Raw genomic sequence first — 17415 nt, 5'->3', positions numbered from 1 at the left:
AGAAGCTCGCAACCTGGCTCGCGATCGAGGCCACCAAATCGCGGAAACAGCGGCGCAATCTGCGGCAGATCCACACAGACCTGGTCGCGTTGGGCTTCGAGGGCTCCTACGGCCGCGTGGCAGCCTTCTGCCGGAAATGGCAGGCCGATCGGCAGGAGGCACAACGTATTGCCGGCCGCGGCACGTTCGTGCCGCTGGTTTTTGGTCCCGGCGAGGCATTCCAGTTCGACTGGAGCGAGGATTGGGCCGTGATCGCAGGCGAGCGCACCAAGCTGCAGGTCGCGCATTTGAAGCTCAGCCACAGCCGAGCATTCACCGTGCGTGCCTACCTTTTGCAGACCCACGAGATGCTGTTCGACGCGCACAACCATGCCTTCCGCGTGCTGGGCGGCGTGCCCAAACGTGGGATCTACGACAACATGAAGACGGCTGTGGACAAGGTCCGCACCGGCAAGGATCGGGACGTCAACGTCCGATTTAGTGCGATGGTGAGCCACTACCTCTTCGAGGCCGAGTTCTGCAACCCGGCGTCAGGCTGGGAGAAGGGCCAGATCGAAAAGAATGTGCGTGATGCCCGTCATCGCCTCTGGCAGCCCGTTCCTGCATTCCCGACACTGGCCGAGCTCAACGATTGGCTCGAGGTCCGGTGCAAGGCACTGTGGAAGGAGATTGCCCACGGCCAATTGCCGGGCACTGTCGCTGATATCTGGGCTCAGGAAAAACCCTTCCTCATGCCTCCGCCGCCTGCGTTTGACGGCTTCGTGGAGCACACCAAACGTGTATCCCCGACCTGCTTGATTACCTTCGACCGGACGCGCTACAGCGTCCCCGCATCGTTCGCGAATCGGCCGATCAGCCTACGGGTGTACGCCGACCGATTGGTCGTGGCGGCTGAAGGCCAGGTGATATGCGAGCACAACAGAGTCATCGATCGGCGGCACGACGTGACTGGCCAGACCATCTACGACTGGCGCCACTATCTGGCTGTACTCCAGAGGAAACCCGGTGCACTCAGAAACGGCGCACCGTTTGCAGAGCTACCGACGCCGTTCAAACGACTGCAGGCGATGCTGCTGAAGAAGCCCGGGGGTGATCGAGAGATGGTGGAAGTTTTGGCGCTGGTGCTGCATCACGACGAGCACATGGTCCTGGCCGCGGTCGAGGCAGCATTGGAGGCTGGCGTGGGGACCAAGACGCACGTCCTGAACATCCTGCATCGCCTGGTCGACGGAAAGTCTGCTGTTCCTGACGTGGTTGCACCACAAGCGCTCAAACTCTCCACAGAGCCGCAGGCGAACGTACTGCGCTACGACTCTCTGCGGATAGCGCAGCCTCGCAAGGGGGCGCACCATGGCACATGATTCGACCACGATCGCGATCGTCAGCCTCTTGAAGAGACTCAAGATGCACGGCATGGCCCACGCGGTGTCGGAGCTGGGCGACCAGGGCGTCCCAGCCTTCGAAGCGGCCCAACCGATCTTGTCGAAGCTACTCAAAGCTGAAACGGCTGAACGCGAAGTGCGCTCATTGGCATATCAGATGAAGCTGGCCAAGTTCCCCGCGTACCGGGATCTGGTCGGGTTCGACTTCGGACACAGCGAAGTGAACGAAGCGACGGTGCGCCAGTTGCACAGATGCGAATTCCTCGACCAGGCGCACAACGTTGTCCTCGTTGGCGGGCCCGGAACGGGAAAAACCCACCTCGCAACCGCGATCGGGGTGCAGGCCATCGAACATCACCGTCACCGAGTCCGCTTCCTCTCGACGATTGAACTGGTCAACGCTCTGGAAGTGGAGAAATCCAACGGACATACAGGTCAGATTGCCAACAAGCTCCTGCACGTGGACCTGGTGATTTTGGATGAACTGGGCTACCTGCCCTTCAGCGAGTCTGGAGGTGCGCTCCTGTTCCACCTGCTCTCCAAGCTTTACGAGAGAACCAGCGTTGTGATCACCACCAACCTTAGCTTCGGGGAGTGGGCGAGCGTCTTCGGTGATGCGAAGATGACGACTGCATTGCTGGATCGATTGACGCACCGATGCCACATCCTGGAGACCGGAAACGACAGCTTCCGGTTCAAAACCAGTTCCGCCAAGCCTCAATCTAAAAAGGAGAACATCAAGCACTTATCCACACCGTGAAGCCGTCAGGCTCACAAAGCGGGTGGGTCAGTATTGAATGGAAATCTAGGGTCAGAGGTCGGCGGAATCCAACAGCGTGGGGATGCGGGCGTACGTTCTCGGTGACATCGGGAACCAAGTTTCAGGACCACAAGATACCGCTAAGAAAAATCCGTCAAGCGCATTGGCTCTATGTCACGAGTGTGAAGGGGGTGTCCGCCCTCGAGGTGTCGCGCAAGCTGGGTATCGCCTATCAAACTGCATTCGTTCTTCTGCACAAGTTTCGAGAGGGGCTTTGCGATCAGCGAAATCTCAACCCGCTTGAGCGTCATGTCGAAATAGACGGAGGCCATTTTTCGGGCCGAATCCGTAAACCTAGAAAAAAGATTAAGGCCACCGCGATACCCGCCCGGGCCAAGCAAGGCAAGACATCGTATGCGACGCATCCCAACCGGCGGATCGTGATGGTTCTCCGGGAAATTTCACCGATCAAAGGACAGGGTGCTACTCGCACCATTGTCGAAGTGGTCCCCGCGGAGGCCGAAGTCCACGTTACGCCATTGGCACGGAAGTACATCAAGAAGGGCGCGATCGTGCATACGGATGAAAGCAATGCCTTCAGCAGGTTGGGAGACCACTACGAGCACTTCACCGTCAACCACAGCATTGAGTTTTCGACGGATGATGGCGTGAACGAAAATCAGGCGGAGAGCTTTTTCGCGCGCAGCAGGCGCTTGGTGTGGGGCGCCATTCATCGCATGACTCCAAAGTACATGCTCGACTACATGAACGAGATTGCATGGCGCGAAGATGTTCGAAGGAAAGACACGGTCACGCAAATGGAATTGCTTCTCGACGCAGTACTCAACAATGGTCGATCACGATGGTGGCGCGGCTACTGGCAAGGCCATCACCGATCAAGTGAACTGATATTTGATCAGCGCGCGCGTCCAAATCCTAAGACTGATCGAGGATGAGGGACCAGCTGCCTGTTGTACTCCCTGTTGCCCCGAGGTGATGCCGCTGAACTCGACCTTCATTGCATAGCACCTTGAGACGAGTGCGAACCCGGATGTTCATCGTCGCCGTCCCATACTGCTCCAAATCGACTCCGATATCGCGGGCCAGGAATTGCGCAATCTCTTCAGTGTGAACCGCTCTTCCTTTTGCTTCTCTTAAGCAGCGAATGATCACCTTGGTCATTTGCCCATGAGGCACAAGTCGCTTGCTCCTCGGCTGAACGCCCACGATACCTGCCGCATCAACTTTCACTTCGTGAAAGGGGATCACAGCATCGATCGCTGCAAGCTCACTCTCGATCACCTTCATTTGCTGCGTGAGTTTGCTTTGATGTTTCAGAAGCTGGTCTAGCCGTCCCTGATGAACTGCGCGCGTCCTGATCAACCACGCCATCGAGGAAGGGGTCCGACGAAGGTTCGTGTAGTCGCGATTTTTTGGCATCCCTCAAGGGTTTCATTTCCCTTGAGAGATGTCTTGTGCAACAGCTAGATCATTCCGGTTGGGGCGGGCGTGTGGTGTCAGTCCGCGGCGGGTGCTTCGGGGGCCGCTGGGGCGGTTTCTGCTTCGGGCGCTGCCTGCACTTCAGGCGCTGCGGCTGCCGCTTCGGCGGCCACCGCTGCGGCAGCGGCTGCCGCCTCGGCCCGCTTCTTGTCGTCCCGCACGCGCTGCAGTGTGCGCGTCACGTCGCCGGGCTTCATGCCGTACATGTCGGCGAACTCCTGTTCGCTGCGGCCGCTGGCTTCGAAGGCGCGCAGCAGGGCTTCGCGCTTGGCGGCCTGCTGGGCGAGTTCGGCCAGGGCTTCGTCGACGACGGCGTTGTTGTTGGCGTCGCGCGAGCGCACCAGCACGGCATAGGCCTCGTGGTCGAGGCCCGAGGCTTCGATGGCCTTGGCGATGCGCGTCACCAGCTGCGGACGCAGGTCTTCGCCGGGGTTGCGGTGCGAACGGCGGCGGTGCAGCTCGAGGATGGCGTGGTGCACGTGCTCGGGTGCGACCGGGTCGAGGGCGTTGCCGTCCAGGTCGTGGCGCGCATGGCCGGCGGCCACGCTCTCGAGGTAGCGCGTGGAGCGCGCATGCTGGCCCATCGCGATCTTCAGGTCTTCGGCCTTGAAGTCTTCGGGATGGCGCGCGATCAGCTCTTCGTATACGCCGAGCTTCAGCGGCACGAAGCGTGCGCCGAAGAGCTGCGGATAGAGCGCGAACAGGCGTTCCAGCACCGGGTTGACCTTGCGCGGTGCGCGTTGGGCTTCGGGCTGCTGTTGTTGTTGCTGCGGGCCGCGCGGCTTGCGCCCCTGCTGCGGCTGTTGCTGCCCGTGCGGACGCTGCTGCTTCGCCCGCGGCGGGCGTTGCTGTTGTTGCTGTTGCGCGGGAGCGGGCTGCGCCGCCGACGCGTCAGCGCCTGCGTCGGTGCTGCCCGCGCCGGACTTCAGCTGCTGCAGCTGCTCGGCCATGTCCGGGCGCTGGCGCCGTGCGTTGCGCGAGTTCGTGTTCGGGGCGGCGGTGGATGCGTCGGTCATACGGAAGGCTCGGCGATGGGCGCGAGGGATGGAAAGGGAAGAAAAAGAACAACCGGTCCCGCGCGGTCAGCGCGGCCGGAACATCCTGCGGGTATTGTCAGGGCGGATCGTCATGCGCGTGCAGCGCCTCGGTCAGCGGCTTGCCGCCCGATCAGCAGCCGGAACGGCAGCAGCATCAGCACGCCGACACCGAGCTTCACGCCCAGGTCGCCGAGCGCCCAGGTGAGCCAGGGGCCGTCGGTGCCCGCGAAGGCGATGCCCCAGAAGACGATGCTGTCGAGCACGGCCGCGATCACCGTGGCCACCAGCGGCGCACGCCACCACAGGCCCCGGCGCAGGCGGTCGAACACGCGGATGTCGAGCAGCTGCGAGGCGATGAAGGCCAGGCCCGAAGCGGCGGCGATGCGCGCCGGCGCGAGAAGCAGCGACACCGCCACGGCCACCGCGAAGCCGACCCACGCCACGCGCCGCGCCATGCCGGGGCCGAAGCGCCGGTTGACGAGGTCGCTCACGAGGTAGGCCACCGGATAGGTGAAGGCGCCCCAGGTGAGCCAGTCGTTGATGGCGAACTGCACCAGGAGGTTGGACGCGAGCACCACGGCGGCCATCGCCAGCGTGGCGACGGCCAGCTGGCCGGTGGTGGGGCGGTGGAAGTGCATCGTCAAACGGCGCTGCCGAGCACGCTGCGCGCCACGGCCTCGGCCACCTTGATGCCGTCCACGCCGGCCGACAGGATGCCACCCGCGTAGCTCGCGCCTTCGCCGGCCGGGTAGAGGCCGCGCACGTTGAGGCTCTGGAAGTCGTCGCCGCGCGTGATCCTGATCGGCGACGAGGTGCGTGTTTCCACGCCCGTGAGCACGGCGTCGTGCGTGTCGAAGCCCTTGATCTTGCGGCCGAAGGCCGGGAAGGCTTCGCGCATCGCCTCGATGGCGTAGGCGGGCAGGGCCTGGTGCAGGTCGGTCGGTGTTACGCCGGGCTTGTACGACGGGATGATGCTTCCGAGCGCGGTCGACGGCTTGCCGGCGATGAAGTCGCCCACCAGCTGGCCGGGCGCGTGGTAGTTGCTGCCGCCGAGCACGTAGGCGTTGCTTTCGAGCTGGCGCTGCAGCGCGATGCCCGCGAGCGCATCGCCCGGGAAGTCGCGCGGGTCGATGCCCACCACGATGCCCGCGTTGGCGTTGCGTTCGTTGCGCGAGTACTGGCTCATGCCGTTGGTGACCACGCGGCCCGGCTCGCTGGTGGCCGCGACCACGGTGCCGCCGGGGCACATGCAGAAGCTGTAGACCGAGCGGCCGTTGCTGGCGTGGTGCACCAGCTTGTAGTCGGCCGCGCCCAGCAGCGGATGGCCCGCGTGGCGGCCCCAGCGGGCGCGGTCGATGAGGCCCTGCGGGTGCTCGACGCGAAAGCCGATGGAGAAGGGCTTGGCCTCGATGTGCACGCCGCGCGCGTGCAGCATCTCGAAGGTGTCGCGCGAGCTGTGGCCCAGCGCCATCACGACGTGGTCGGCGCGCAGTTCGCTGCTCTGGCCCGTCGTCTGGTCGAGCACCGTCAGGCCGCGCAGGTGGCCGTCTTCGATGTGCACGTCGGTCACGCGCTGCTCGAAGCGGATCTCGCCGCCGAGCGCGACGATCTGCTCACGGATGTTCTCCACCACCTTCACCAGCTTGAAGGTGCCGATGTGCGGATGCGCGACGTACAAGATTTCGGGCGGCGCGCCGGCCTTCACGAACTCTTCCATCACCTTGCGGCCGAGGAAGCGCGGGTCCTTGATCTGGCTGTAGAGCTTGCCGTCCGAGAAGGTGCCGGCGCCGCCTTCGCCGAACTGCACGTTCGACTCGGGGTTGAGCACGCTCTTGCGCCACAGGCCCCAGGTGTCGCGGGTGCGCTGGCGCACGGTCTTGCCGCGTTCGAGCACGATGGGCCTGAAGCCCATCTTCGCGAGCATCAGCGCCGCGAAGATGCCGCAGGGGCCGAAGCCGATCACCACGGGGCGCGTGGCGTCCGCGGGCGCCTGGCCCGGGGGCGTGTAGCGCATGTCCGGTGCGGGCTGGATGTGCGGGTGGCTGGCGTGCTTGGCCAGCAGCGCGGCTTCGAGCGCGGCGTCGGCCAGCTGCACGTCGCAGATGTAGACCGTGAGCAGGTCGACCTTGCGGGCGTCGAAGCTGCGCTTGTAGACGGTGTGGGAGGCGATCGCTTCAGGTGGAACGTCGAGCGTTCGGGCGATCAGGGTGGCCAGCGCGTCAGGCGCGTGGTCGAGCGGGAGTTTGAGTTCGGAGATTCGCAGCATGTCGTGGGGCTTGTGGTTATCAAGCAGACCGACGATTTTAAGCGCCCGAGGCGCTATGAAACTTGTAGCTGGATCAGGCGGGCAGGAAGCCTTCGACCGACAGGTAGCGCTCGCCCGTGTCGTAGTTGAATCCCAGCACCACCGCATCGGGCGCCAGCGAGGGCAGCTTCTGCGCGATGGCCGCAAGCGTCGCGCCCGACGAGATGCCGACCAGGATGCCTTCCTCGACCGCGCAGCGGCGCGCCATTTCGCGCGCCGGTTCGGCGTCGACCTGCAGCACGCCGTCGAGCAGCGAGGTGTCCAGGTTCTTCGGGATGAAGCCCGCGCCGATGCCCTGGATGGGGTGGGGCGCCGGCGCGCCGCCCGAGATCACGGGCGAGGCCACGGGCTCCACCGCGAACACCTGCAGCTTGGGCCACTTCTTCTTGAGCACCTTCGCCACGCCGGTGATGTGGCCGCCCGTGCCCACGCCGGTGATGAGCACGTCGATGCCCTCGGGAAAGTCGGCCGCGATCTCCTCGGCCGTGGTGCGCACGTGCACGTCGACGTTGGCGGGGTTGTTGAACTGCTGCGGCATCCACGCGCCGGGCGTGCCGGCCACGATTTCCTCGGCGCGGGCGATGGAGCCCTTCATGCCGTTGGCGCGCGGCGTGAGGTCGAAGGTGGCGCCGTAGGCCAGCATGAGGCGGCGGCGCTCCACCGACATGCTGTCGGGCATCACCAGGATCAGCTTGTAGCCCTTGACGGCCGCGACCATCGCCAGGCCGATGCCGGTGTTGCCCGAGGTGGGCTCGACGATGGTGCCGCCGGGCTTGAGCGCGCCGCTCTTCTCGGCGTCTTCCACCATCGACAGCGCGATGCGGTCCTTGATCGAGCCGCCGGGGTTGGCGCGCTCCGACTTGATCCAGACCTGCTGCTTCGCATGGCCGAACAGGCGGTTGATGCGGATGTGCGGCGTGTTGCCGATGGTCTGGAGGATGTTCTGGGCCTTCATGGAATCTCCTTGGGTGCGAGGGTCGGATGGTCAGCGCGCATTGTGGCGCCCCCTGGGCCGGGTTGCACCCGGCCCGCGACCGTTTCAGCACGAGGTGATGGCAGGCCGTTGCGGTTCAGGCCTCCAGGGCTTCCAGCGGCCCGAAGAACTCGTAGCGAAGCTGCTGCTTCGGCACGCCGAGCGCCAGCCCGTTGGCATACACCGCCTGCATGAAGGGCTTCGGTCCGAGAAAGTACAGGTCGACGTCGCGGTCTTCCGGCAGCAGCCCGGCCAGCAGCTCGCGGGTGACGAAGCCGGTCGCGTGCGGCGTGTCGGTGTCGCGCGGCGCGTCGTAGACATACAGCGGCTTCACGTTCGCATGCCGCTGCGCCAGCGCGTCGACGCGGGCGCGGAACGCGTGCGCGCCGCCGTGCCGCGCCGCATGGACGAAGTGCACCGGCCGGCCCGTGTGGGCCACCGATTCGAGCATGCTCATCGCAGGCGTGATGCCCACGCCGCCCGTCACCAGCACGAGGGGACGTGCCAGCTCGCCGGCGGGCTGCAGCACGAAGTCGCCGCACGGCGCCTGCACTTGCAGCCGCGTGCCGATCGTCGCGGACTCGTGCAGCCAGTTCGAGGCGCGGCCGCCTTTTTCCTTCTTCACGCTGATGCGGTACCACGGCTTGCCCGGCGCGTCGGACAGCGAGTAGTTGCGCCGCACCGGCTGGCCGTCGATCTCCAGCACCAGCGTGAGGTACTGCCCCGGCGTGAACGCCAGCAGCGCGCCGCCGTCCACGGGCTCCAGGTAGAACGAGGTGATGACCTCGCTTTCGTCTTCGCGCCGGGCCACGCGGAATTCGCGCGTGCCGCGCCACCCGCCGGGTTGCGCCGCATTGGCGCTGTAGACGGCGTCTTCCGCGGCGATGAGCAGGCCCGCCAGCGATTCGTAGGCCTCGCCCCAGGCGGCGATCACCTCGTCGGTCGCGGCATCGCCGAGCACCTCCTTCACGGCGCGCAGCAGGTAGTGGCCGACGATCGGGTAGTGCTCCGGCAGCACGCCCAGCGCGGCGTGCTTCTGGATGATGCGGGGCAGGGCGCCGGCGATCGCTTCGAGCCGGTCGATGTGCGCGCCATAGGCGATGACCGCGCCCGCCAGCGCGCGCGCCTGCGTGCCGGCCGCCTGGTGCGCCTCGTTGAAGAAGGCCTTCACCTGCGGATGGCCCTCGAACATGATCTTGTAGAAGTGGCTGGTGATGGCCTCGCCGTGGGCCTGGAGCGCGGGCACGGTGGACTTGACGATGGCGATGGTTTGCGGATTCATGGTCTGGCGCTTCCTCTGTTGAGATGCCTTTGTCTTCTCACGATCCGTGCCAGCCGGAAGGCCTCTGCAAGTGCTTGACGCCATTGGGGATTTATTGGGCGTGGTCAAATTCACAACAACTTCAGCGTTGTACTTATGACCACATTGCGTGTCGATTCGACCACCGAGGCCTCACCACCCGAGCCCGAGCCCGAAGCCGAGGCCGCCCGCTACCGATCGCTGCTCGCCGCCGCGCGCGGACTGGTCCGCTGCGATGCCGCCGCGCTGCTGCAGCTCGACGTCGACGTGCTGAAGCCCGTCGCAGTCGATGGCCTGAGCGATGAAACCCTCGGGCGCCAGTTTCCCGTGGCCGCCCATCCGCGCTTCGCGCGCCTGCTCGACAGCGAACGGGGCCTGCGTTTCGCCCACGACAGCAACCTGCCCGACCCGTACGACGGCCTCGTCGCCGGCCAGCCGGGCATCCTGCCGGTGCACGACTGCATGGGCGCGCCGCTGCGCCTGCGCGGCACCGTCTGGGGCCTGCTCACGCTGGACGCCCTGGAGCCGCACGCCTTCGACGCCGTGGGCCCGGCGCAGATGGAGGCGTTGATCGCGCTCGTCGAAACCGGCATCGAGGCCGCCCACACGATCCGCGAGATGCAGGCGCGCGCGATGCGCGAGCAGGCCGTCGCCCAGGCGCTGCGTGCGGGGCGTGGCGCGCCGCGCGAGCTGCTGGGCAGCAGCCCGGCGATGAAGCAGCTGTGCCACGAGATCGACACCGTCGCCGTGTCCGACCTCACGGTGCTGCTGCTCGGCGAGACCGGCGTCGGCAAGGACCTGGTCGCGCAGCGCCTGCACGCGCGCTCGCGGCGCAGCGAGCAGCCGCTGGTGCAGGTCAACTGCGCGGCGCTGCCCGAGTCGCTGGCCGACAGCGAGCTCTTCGGCCACAAGCGCGGCGCGTTCACCGGCGCCGTGCAGGACCGCGACGGCAAGTTCGAGATCGCCGATGGCGGCACGCTCTTTCTCGACGAGGTCGGCGAACTGCCGCTGAGCGTGCAGGCCAAGCTGCTGCGCGTGCTGCAAAGCGGCGAGGTGCAACGCCCCGGCAGCGACCGCTTGCGCAAGGTCGACGTGCGCGTGATCGCGGCCACCAACCGCGACCTGCCCGCGGCGATCGCGCAGGGGCGCTTTCGCGCCGACCTGTACCACCGGCTGTCGGTCTATCCGCTCGTGGTCGCGCCGCTGCGCGAACGGGGGCGCGACGTGCTCGTGCTCGCCGGCAGCTTTCTCGAGGAGAACCAGCACCGGCTGGGCGCGCGCAACCTGCGGCTCTCGCCGGCGTCGAAGGCCGCCATGCTGGCGCACGGCTGGCCGGGCAATGTGCGCGAGCTCGAGCACGTGATCAGCCGCGCCTCGCTGCGGGCGTTCCGGGAGCAGCCGCGCGGCTCGCGCTGGACGGCCATCGAGCCGCATCACCTGGCGCTGGACAGCGCCGCCGTCGTGGGAAGCGCCGTGGCAGCGCCCGTGCAGGCCCCGGCGAATGAACACGCGGGGCCTGCCATCGCGGGCGGCACGTTGCGCGAGGCGACCGAGGCTTTCCAGCGGGCCTGGCTCTCGGAACTGCTGGCCCGCCACGGCGGCCGCGTGGCCAGCGCCGCGCGCGAGGCCGGCATCGACCGCAGCAACTTCCATCGGACCTTGCGCAAGCTGGGCCTGGTGCAGGCCGGCGACGGCGAAACGCCCGGCTGACAGCCGGCGCGCGACACCGCTTGAAGGGTCATTGATGGGGCGGGCGATAATCGAGCGGTGAAGCACGCCAGACCGCCGCTGGTGCAAGCCCGAAAGGGACGATGCTCTGCCCTCGGGCAACAGCATCGGGTCGAAAGATCGCACTGGAGGAACGTCCGGACTGCACAGGACAGCGCAGGAGTTAACGACTCTCCACCGTGAGGTGAGGATCAGAGCAACAGAGACGAGCCGATTCAGTTCGGGTGAAACGGGCAATCTCTGCGCGCAGCAACACCAAGTAGGCCAGTATTGAGGTGGTTCCGCTGAGCTGGCGGGTAGGTGGCATCGAGCCGTTTGGCGACAAACGGCCCAGAGTAATGGCGGTCACGCCGGGGTCTTCGCAAGAGGGCCCCGGTGCACAGAATCCGGCTTATCGGCGAGCTTCACACTTTTCTTTCTCTTCCCCTTTTCCCTGGGCCGCGCGCTGACGTCGTGCGCGGCCGCGTGCAGAACTCGGTAGAAACCCGTACAATTGTTAGCAAGCTAACTAATTGATAACGCCGTGGCCGATACCGAACCCATCTCCCCGTTGCGCGAACACGCGCTGATGCGGCTCGGCACCTCGCTGTCGGTGCTCCAGCGCGGCTACCGCGCGGCGGCCGACAAGGCGGTGGCGCACGTGGGCCTGTCGCAGACGCTGGCCTGGCCGGTCGTGGTGCTCGGGCGCATGGAAGACGGCGTGCGCCAGGGCACGGTGGCCGAGGCGCTGGGCATCGAAGGGCCGTCGCTGGTGCGCTCGCTCGACCAACTGGTCGAGGCCGGCTTCGTCGAGCGCCGCGAAGACCCGGCCGACCGCCGCGCCAAGACGCTGCACCTCACGCCCGCCGGCCGCGCCGTCTGCGAGCCCATCGAGGCCGCGCTGCGCCAGATGCGCGCCGCGCTGTTCGACGGCATTCCCGACGAGGACATCGCCGCCACCTTGCGCGTCTTCGGCGCGCTCGAGGCCAAGCTCGGCCGCAGTGCCGCCGGCATGCAGAGCCTGCAGCAGGAAGGGCGCGGCCAGTAAATGGCACTGTCGATGGCCCTGCCGCGCTTCACCCGCGCGGAAGTTCTCTTTTCCGTCAAGAGCTTTGCCGCCGCGATGCTGGCGATGTACCTGGCCAGCCGCGCCGGCCTGCCGCGCCCCTTCTGGGCGCTCATGACCACCTACGTCGTCGCCCACCCGCTGGCCGGCGCGGTGCGCTCCAAGGCGGTGTTCCGCTTCTGCGGCACGCTCATCGGCAGCGTCGCCACCGTGCTCATGGTGCCCGCGCTGTCCAACGCGCCCGAGCTGCTCACGCTGGTGCTCGCGCTGTGGGTCGGGCTGTGCCTGTATGTGTCGCTGCTCGACCGCACGCCGCGCTCGTACGTCTTCATGCTCGCGGGCTACACGGCGGCGCTGATCGGCTTTCCGTCGGTGCAGACGCCGCTCGTGCTGTTCGACACCGCCGTGGCGCGCGTGGAAGAGATCGGCCTGGGCATCTTCTGCGCCACGCTGGTCCACAGCCTCGTGCTGCCCGCCGGGCTCGCGCCCACCGTGCTGGGCCTGCTCGACCGCACGCTGAAAGACGCGCGCCAGTGGATCGGCGACCTGTTCCAGCCCGGCGACCGCAGCACGCCCAAGGACGCCGACCCCAAGCGCCTGGACGACGACCGCCGCCGCCTCGCCGGCGACATCACGCAACTGCGCCTGCTCTCGACCCACGTGCCCTTCGACACCACGCACCTGCGCTGGACCGCCGGCGCGATCCGCGCCATGCAGGACCGCGTGGCGGCGCTCACGCCCGCGCTGTCGGCGGTGGAAGACCGGCTGCAGGCGCTGGCGCAGGCCGAAGGCCGCCTCGCGCCCGACGTCACCGCCGTGCTGGCGCTGGCCGCGCAATGGCTGCGCGACGAAAGCGATCCGGCCGTCGATGCGTCGGCCCGCCTGCAGGCGCTGCGCCAGGCGATCGCCGCGCTGGGCAGTGCGCAGGGCGCGGGGTTCACGCCCTGGGCCCGCGCGCTGCGCATCGGCCTGGCGGGGCGGCTCGAAGAACTGGTCGACGGCTGGACCGCCTGCGCCCGGCTGCGCCGCGACATCGACGAAGGCCTGAAGGGCGGCGCGCCGCTGCGCCGCACGGCCGCGCTGGGCCAGCGCGCGATGCACCGCGACCACGGCATGGCGCTGCTGTCGGCGCTGGCCGCCGTCATCGCCATCTGCGTGTGCGGCGCGTTCTGGATCCTCACGGGCTGGACCATGGGCTCGGCCGCCACCATGATGGCCGCCGTCTTCTGCTGCTTCTTCGCCACCATGGACGACCCCGTGCCCGCGATGCACGGCTTCCTGAAGTGGACGCTGTGGTCCATTCCCATCTCGGCCGTCTACGTGCTCGTGCTCATGCCCACGGTGCAGGACTTCGGCATGCTCGCGCTGGTCTGCGCGCCGCTGTTCCTGGTGCTGGGCCTGTACCTGCCGCGCCCGACGCACTTCATGGCCGCGATGGCGCTGGTCTTCGGCGTGTCGGGCACGCTGGCGATGCACGACACCGCCAGCGCCGACCTCGTGAGCTTCATCAACAGCATGACCGGCCAGATCGTCGGCGTGGTGATGGCCGCGCGCGTCACGCGGCTGGTGCGCTCGGTGGGCGCCGACTGGAGCGCGCGCCGCATCCAGCGCGCCACCTGGCGCGAACTCGGCGACATGGCCGCCTCCACCCAGCCGCAGTACGCGCAGAGCGACGCCTACGCCGTGCGCATGCTCGACCGCATCGGCCTGCTGGCGCCGCGCATCGCGCAGGCCGGCGGCACAGTGGAAGGCGTGGCCGCGAACGACGCGCTGCGCGACCTGCGCATGGGCGCCGACATCGCCGTGCTGCAGCGCGTGCGTGCCCAGCTGCCGATGGCCACCTCGGCCGCGCTGCTCGGCGGCATCGCGCGCTTCTTCCGCCAGCGCGGCGAAGGCCGCATGGCGCCGCGCCCGGCCGCGCTGCTGCCGCAGATCGACGAGGCGCTGGCGGCGGTGCTCGCCGCGCGCGACACCTCCACCGCGTCGCGCGCCGCCGTCACCGCGCTGGTCGGCCTGCGCCGCAACCTGTTCCCCGACGCGCCGCCTTCGCTGGCAGGCGTGTCTTCTTCACCGCAAGGAGCTTCCGCATGATCGGCGAAGCCAGTTTCTACGGGCTCTACGTGCCCTGGCTCATGCTGCTGGCCGGCGCCGCGCTGCTCGCCCTGTGGGGCGTGCGCCGGCTGCTCGCCGCCACCGGCCTGTACCGCTGGGTGTGGCACCCGGCGCTGTTCGACATGGCGCTGTACCTGCTGCTGCTGTACGGCCTGAGCCGCCTCACGGCGCACCTGCAATGACAACGCAAACCACACAGAGATTCCCATGAAAGCCAACCCCTTCGCAGACAACCCCCGGGCCCAGAGCCTGCTGCGCGTTCTCCTCACCGTGGCCGTGGTGGCCGCCGCCGTCTGGGCGGGCTTTCGCCTGTGGGACCACTACGAGCTCGCGCCGTGGACGCGCGACGGCCGCGTGCGCGCCAACGTGGTCCAGATCGCGCCCGACGTGTCGGGCCTCGTCACGGCCGTGCCGATCCGCGACAACCAGCCGGTCGCCGCCGGCACGCTGCTGTTCGAGGTGGACCGCGCGCGCTACGACCTCGCCGTGCGCCAGGCGCAGGCCGCGCTCGCCGCGCAGCGCGCCGTGAGCGCCCAGGCCCAGCGCGAGAACGCGCGCAACACGGGGCTCGACGAGCTGGTGTCGAAAGAGTCGCGCGAACAGACCCGCGCCCGCGTCGAGCAGGCGCAGGCCGCCGTCGCGCAGGCCGAGGTGGCGCTCGATTCGGCGCGCCTGAACCTGCAGCGCGCCGAAGTGCGCGCGCCGGCCGACGGCCTCGTCACCAACCTCGACCTGCGCCAGGGCAGCTACGCCGCCGCCGGCCGGCCGGTGCTCGCGCTGGTCGATGCGCAGTCGTTCTACGTCGAGGGCTATTTCGAAGAAACGAAGCTGCCGCGCATCCACCTGGGCGACCGCGTGCGCGTGACGCCGATGGGCGGCGGCGCGGTGCTCGAAGGCGCGGTCGACAGCGTGGCCGCCGGCATCGCCGACCGCGACCGCTCCACCAGCGCCAACCTGCTGCCCAGCGTGAACCCGACCTTCAACTGGGTGCGGCTGGCGCAGCGCATTCCGGTGCGCGTGAAGCTCGACCCGCTGCCCGAAGGCGCGCGCCTCGTGGCCGGCCAGACGGTCACGGTGCAGGTCCTCGAACACGACGCGGCCCACGCTGCTGCCGCACCGAAGAAGGGATGACCGCCATGACCCGCTTCGCCTTTCGCATGGCTTCGCTCGCGGTCGCGGCCGGGCTCGCGGCCTGCGCGGCGGTCGGCCCCGACTACCGGCAGCCGCCCGAAGCGCTGGCCAGCCAGCCCGCTGCCGGCAAGCCTTTCGCCGAAGCACCGGCCCATGCCGCGCCGCTGCCCGCGCACTGGTGGCGCCTGTACCACGACCCGCTGCTCGACCGGCTCGTCACGCAAGCGCTCGCGCACAACACCGACCTGCGCCAGGCCGTCGCCAACCTCGAGCGCGAACGCGCCATCGAAACCGAAGTGGCCGGTGCCAAGTACCCCACCATCGGTGTGAACGCCGGGCCGTCCTTCGGCCACGTCTCGGGCCTGTCGCTGCTGCAAAAGGGCTACGAGCCGCCGAACACCTTCAACTACAGCGCGGGCGCGTCGCTGTCGTACCAGGTCGACCTGTTCGGCCAGATCCGCCGCGCCATCGAGGCCTCGGCCGCCAGCAGCCAGGCCGCCGAAGCCGCGCTCGACCTCGTGCGCGTGAACGTCGCGGCCGGCACCGCGCGCGCCTACGCCGAAGCCTGCTCGGCCGGCCTGCGGCTGCAGATCGCGCAGAAGTCGGTCGCGTTGCAGCAAGACGCCGTGAACGTCACCGAACGCCTGCAACGCGCAGGCCGCGCCGGTGCCATCGACGCCGGCCGCGCGCGTGCCCAGCTCGCGCAGCTCGACGCCGCGCTGCCGCCGCTGAAGGCCCAGCGCCAGGGCGCGCTCTACCGCCTGGCCACGCTCACCGGCGCGCTGCCGCAAGACTTTCCGCGCGAGGTGGCCGACTGCACCACGCCGCCGCGCGTGGCCGGCGCATTGCCGGTGGGCGACGGCGCCGCGCTGCTGCGCCGCCGCCCCGACATCCGCCAGGCCGAGCGCAGCCTGGCTGCCTCCACCGCGCGCATCGGCGTGGCCACGGCCGACCTCTATCCGAAGGTCACGCTGGGCCTGTCGGGCTCGTCGGCCGGCCATGCCACCGGCTTCGGCCGCCAGGACACGCTGGCCTGGAGCGTCGGCCCGCTGATCTCGTGGACCGTGCCCAACACCGGCGCCGCGCAGGCCCGCATCGCACAGGCCGAGGCCGGCACGCGCGCCGCGCTCGCCAAGTTCGACGGCACCGTGCTCACGGCGCTGCGCGAGACCGAGACCGCGCTCGGCACCTACGCCCGCGAGCTCGACCGCCGCGCCGCCCTGCAGGCCTCGCGCGACGAAAGCGCCAAGGTCGCCGCGCAGGCGCGCCAGCTGTACCGCAACGGCCGCACCGCCTACCTCGACGCGCTCGACGCTGAACGCGCACTGGCCGGCGCCGACGCCGCATTGGCCGCCAGCGAGGCGCAACTGGCCGACGACCAGGTCGTGCTGTTCATGGCGCTCGGCGGCGGCTGGGAGCCGGCCGATGACGCGGTCGCGCAAGGCCAACAAGGCAAGCCCGCCACGACCGTCCGCTGAGCGGCACGTGCCGCTCGCCGGCCGCAACGCTCAGCGAGTGAACAGCCAGCCGCCCTTGGGCTGGCGCGTCAGCTCGTGGCGCTTGATGGCGCGCTCCTCGCCGTCGTCGCCCACGTAGACCACGTCGAAGCGCAGCAGCCGGGGCGACACCAGCTTCCAGTTCTGGATGCGCTGCACCGTCACGCAGGCGGTCTTGTCGTGGTACTGCATCTCGGCCATCGGCCCGCCTTGGAAGCCCGTGCCGTCGAACAGCCGGCCGGGCGCCGCGAAGGGGTTGAGCACCGCGCCGTTGCGCGCCGTGATGCAGCCTTCGGTACGCAAGAAGGATTCGATGGTCGGCGACGCGCTCCCCACCACCTTGCCCACCGCGGGGCTCGGGGGCTTGCCGCCGACGGCTTCGCGGATGCGCTCCACCTGCACCGCGGTGATCGGCGCGAGGCCGTCCTTGGAAACCACGGCGGGTGGGGCGGCTGTTGTCGCTTCGGTCGGCGAACCGACCGGCGCGTCCGGGAACAGCAGGGCCGTGAGGTAGCTGCAGCCCGCCAGCAGCGTCAGGGGCAGGGTGCAGGCCAGGGTGCGGATCGGTGTGCCGAACTTCATGGTGCTGGTATCTCCCGTGTGCGGCGCGGGGCCGCTGTCTTCAGGTGGCAGTTTGCGGTGCTGC

The 17415-nt window shown here is 68.4% G+C and carries 16 protein-coding genes and 1 other RNA gene; 10 read left to right on the top strand and 7 right to left on the bottom strand.

Annotated features, from left to right (window positions below; genetic code table 11):
• The 3 genes from istA to AC07O4_RS23885 all read left to right on the top strand — a co-directional run.
• A partial coding sequence (gene istA / locus AC07O4_RS23895) for an IS21 family transposase (RefSeq protein WP_495305845.1) occupies window positions 1-1361 on the top strand: 1361 nt, incomplete at its 5' end.
• Entirely contained in the window at window positions 1351-2142 is a 792-nt protein-coding gene (gene istB / locus AC07O4_RS23890; protein ID WP_495305844.1) for an IS21-like element helper ATPase IstB, read from the top strand. The genes istA and istB, both read left to right, overlap by 11 nt.
• A complete protein-coding gene (locus tag AC07O4_RS23885) occupies window positions 2139-3098 on the top strand; it encodes an IS1595 family transposase (protein ID WP_495305843.1) in 960 nt (319 codons plus the stop codon). The genes istB and AC07O4_RS23885 overlap by 4 nt, the downstream gene beginning before the upstream one ends.
• Here AC07O4_RS23885 and AC07O4_RS23880 read toward each other — a convergent pair.
• The 6 genes from AC07O4_RS23880 to hmpA all read right to left on the bottom strand — a co-directional run bounded on the left by AC07O4_RS23880 (window position 3079) and on the right by hmpA (window position 9239).
• Entirely contained in the window at window positions 3079-3450 is a 372-nt protein-coding gene (locus tag AC07O4_RS23880; protein ID WP_495305842.1) for a hypothetical protein, read from the bottom strand. The genes AC07O4_RS23885 and AC07O4_RS23880 overlap by 20 nt on opposite strands.
• Window positions 3451-3659: 209 nt before the next feature.
• Complete coding sequence (locus AC07O4_RS23875; protein ID WP_495305841.1) at window positions 3660-4658, bottom strand: ProQ/FinO family protein; 999 nt, start codon at window positions 4656-4658, stop codon at window positions 3660-3662.
• Between the two features lie 110 nt (window positions 4659-4768).
• The gene (locus AC07O4_RS23870; protein WP_495301543.1) at window positions 4769-5317 is read right to left on the bottom strand and encodes a VUT family protein; all 549 of its coding nucleotides are present in this window, start codon (window positions 5315-5317) and stop codon (window positions 4769-4771) included.
• Window positions 5318-5319: 2 nt separating this feature from the next.
• On the bottom strand, window positions 5320-6945 hold the full coding sequence (locus AC07O4_RS23865) for an NAD(P)/FAD-dependent oxidoreductase (protein ID WP_495305840.1): 1626 nt from the start codon (window positions 6943-6945) through the stop codon (window positions 5320-5322).
• A 73-nt stretch (window positions 6946-7018) separates the two neighbouring features.
• Window positions 7019-7939 (bottom strand): cysteine synthase A, encoded by a 921-nt coding sequence (cysK, locus tag AC07O4_RS23860; protein WP_062478599.1) that lies wholly within the window; start codon window positions 7937-7939, stop codon window positions 7019-7021.
• Between the two features lie 115 nt (window positions 7940-8054).
• On the bottom strand, window positions 8055-9239 hold the full coding sequence (hmpA, locus tag AC07O4_RS23855) for an NO-inducible flavohemoprotein (protein WP_495305839.1): 1185 nt from the start codon (window positions 9237-9239) through the stop codon (window positions 8055-8057).
• 135 nt (window positions 9240-9374) lie between these two features.
• Between hmpA and norR the strand changes: the two genes are divergently transcribed.
• The 7 genes from norR to AC07O4_RS23820 all read left to right on the top strand — a co-directional run bounded on the left by norR (window position 9375) and on the right by AC07O4_RS23820 (window position 16751).
• Window positions 9375-10967: a nitric oxide reductase transcriptional regulator NorR gene (norR, locus tag AC07O4_RS23850; RefSeq protein ID WP_495305838.1), complete on the top strand. Its 1593-nt coding sequence runs from the start codon at window positions 9375-9377 to the stop codon at window positions 10965-10967.
• A gap of 59 nt (window positions 10968-11026) precedes the next feature.
• Window positions 11027-11395, top strand: an RNA gene (gene rnpB / locus AC07O4_RS23845) — RNase P RNA component class A.
• A gap of 131 nt (window positions 11396-11526) precedes the next feature.
• Window positions 11527-12012: a MarR family winged helix-turn-helix transcriptional regulator gene (locus AC07O4_RS23840; RefSeq protein ID WP_495305851.1), complete on the top strand. Its 486-nt coding sequence runs from the start codon at window positions 11527-11529 to the stop codon at window positions 12010-12012.
• Entirely contained in the window at window positions 12013-14121 is a 2109-nt protein-coding gene (locus AC07O4_RS23835) for an FUSC family protein (RefSeq protein ID WP_495305837.1), read from the top strand.
• Entirely contained in the window at window positions 14118-14324 is a 207-nt protein-coding gene (locus AC07O4_RS23830; protein WP_062483051.1) for a DUF1656 domain-containing protein, read from the top strand. The genes AC07O4_RS23835 and AC07O4_RS23830 overlap by 4 nt, the downstream gene beginning before the upstream one ends.
• 25 nt (window positions 14325-14349) lie before the next feature.
• Window positions 14350-15273: an efflux RND transporter periplasmic adaptor subunit gene (locus tag AC07O4_RS23825; protein WP_307582949.1), complete on the top strand. Its 924-nt coding sequence runs from the start codon at window positions 14350-14352 to the stop codon at window positions 15271-15273.
• Window positions 15270-16751 (top strand): efflux transporter outer membrane subunit, encoded by a 1482-nt coding sequence (locus tag AC07O4_RS23820; protein WP_495305836.1) that lies wholly within the window; start codon window positions 15270-15272, stop codon window positions 16749-16751. Before AC07O4_RS23825 ends, AC07O4_RS23820 begins: the two co-directional genes overlap by 4 nt.
• 30 nt (window positions 16752-16781) lie before the next feature.
• Here the strand turns inward: AC07O4_RS23820 and AC07O4_RS23815 are convergent, their stop codons facing one another.
• On the bottom strand, window positions 16782-17351 hold the full coding sequence (locus tag AC07O4_RS23815; protein ID WP_369631219.1) for a hypothetical protein: 570 nt from the start codon (window positions 17349-17351) through the stop codon (window positions 16782-16784).
• Between the last annotated feature and the right edge of the window lie 64 nt (window positions 17352-17415).

It is taken from the genome of Variovorax sp. GW821-FHT09D04, from assembly GCF_059416405.1.
This window is presented reverse-complemented; position numbering and strand designations above follow the sequence as displayed.

Excerpts from the sequence above, each read along its gene's own strand:
- cysK (WP_062478599.1), bottom strand. The coding sequence starts at position 7,939 with ATGAAGGCCCAGAACATCCTCCAGACCATCGGCAACACGCCGCACATC.
- AC07O4_RS23870 (WP_495301543.1), bottom strand. The coding sequence starts at position 5,317 with ATGCACTTCCACCGCCCCACCACCGGCCAGCTGGCCGTCGCCACGCTG.
- norR (WP_495305838.1), top strand. The coding sequence starts at position 9,375 with ATGACCACATTGCGTGTCGATTCGACCACCGAGGCCTCACCACCCGAG.
- AC07O4_RS23820 (WP_495305836.1), top strand. The coding sequence starts at position 15,270 with ATGACCGCCATGACCCGCTTCGCCTTTCGCATGGCTTCGCTCGCGGTC.
- AC07O4_RS23865 (WP_495305840.1), bottom strand. The coding sequence starts at position 6,945 with ATGCTGCGAATCTCCGAACTCAAACTCCCGCTCGACCACGCGCCTGAC.
- hmpA (WP_495305839.1), bottom strand. The coding sequence starts at position 9,239 with ATGAATCCGCAAACCATCGCCATCGTCAAGTCCACCGTGCCCGCGCTC.
- AC07O4_RS23830 (WP_062483051.1), top strand. The coding sequence starts at position 14,118 with ATGATCGGCGAAGCCAGTTTCTACGGGCTCTACGTGCCCTGGCTCATG.
- AC07O4_RS23825 (WP_307582949.1), top strand. The coding sequence starts at position 14,350 with ATGAAAGCCAACCCCTTCGCAGACAACCCCCGGGCCCAGAGCCTGCTG.
- AC07O4_RS23875 (WP_495305841.1), bottom strand. The coding sequence starts at position 4,658 with ATGACCGACGCATCCACCGCCGCCCCGAACACGAACTCGCGCAACGCA.
- AC07O4_RS23880 (WP_495305842.1), bottom strand. The coding sequence starts at position 3,450 with ATGAAGGTGATCGAGAGTGAGCTTGCAGCGATCGATGCTGTGATCCCC.
- AC07O4_RS23815 (WP_369631219.1), bottom strand. The coding sequence starts at position 17,351 with ATGAAGTTCGGCACACCGATCCGCACCCTGGCCTGCACCCTGCCCCTG.
- istB (WP_495305844.1), top strand. The coding sequence starts at position 1,351 with ATGGCACATGATTCGACCACGATCGCGATCGTCAGCCTCTTGAAGAGA.
- AC07O4_RS23835 (WP_495305837.1), top strand. The coding sequence starts at position 12,013 with ATGGCACTGTCGATGGCCCTGCCGCGCTTCACCCGCGCGGAAGTTCTC.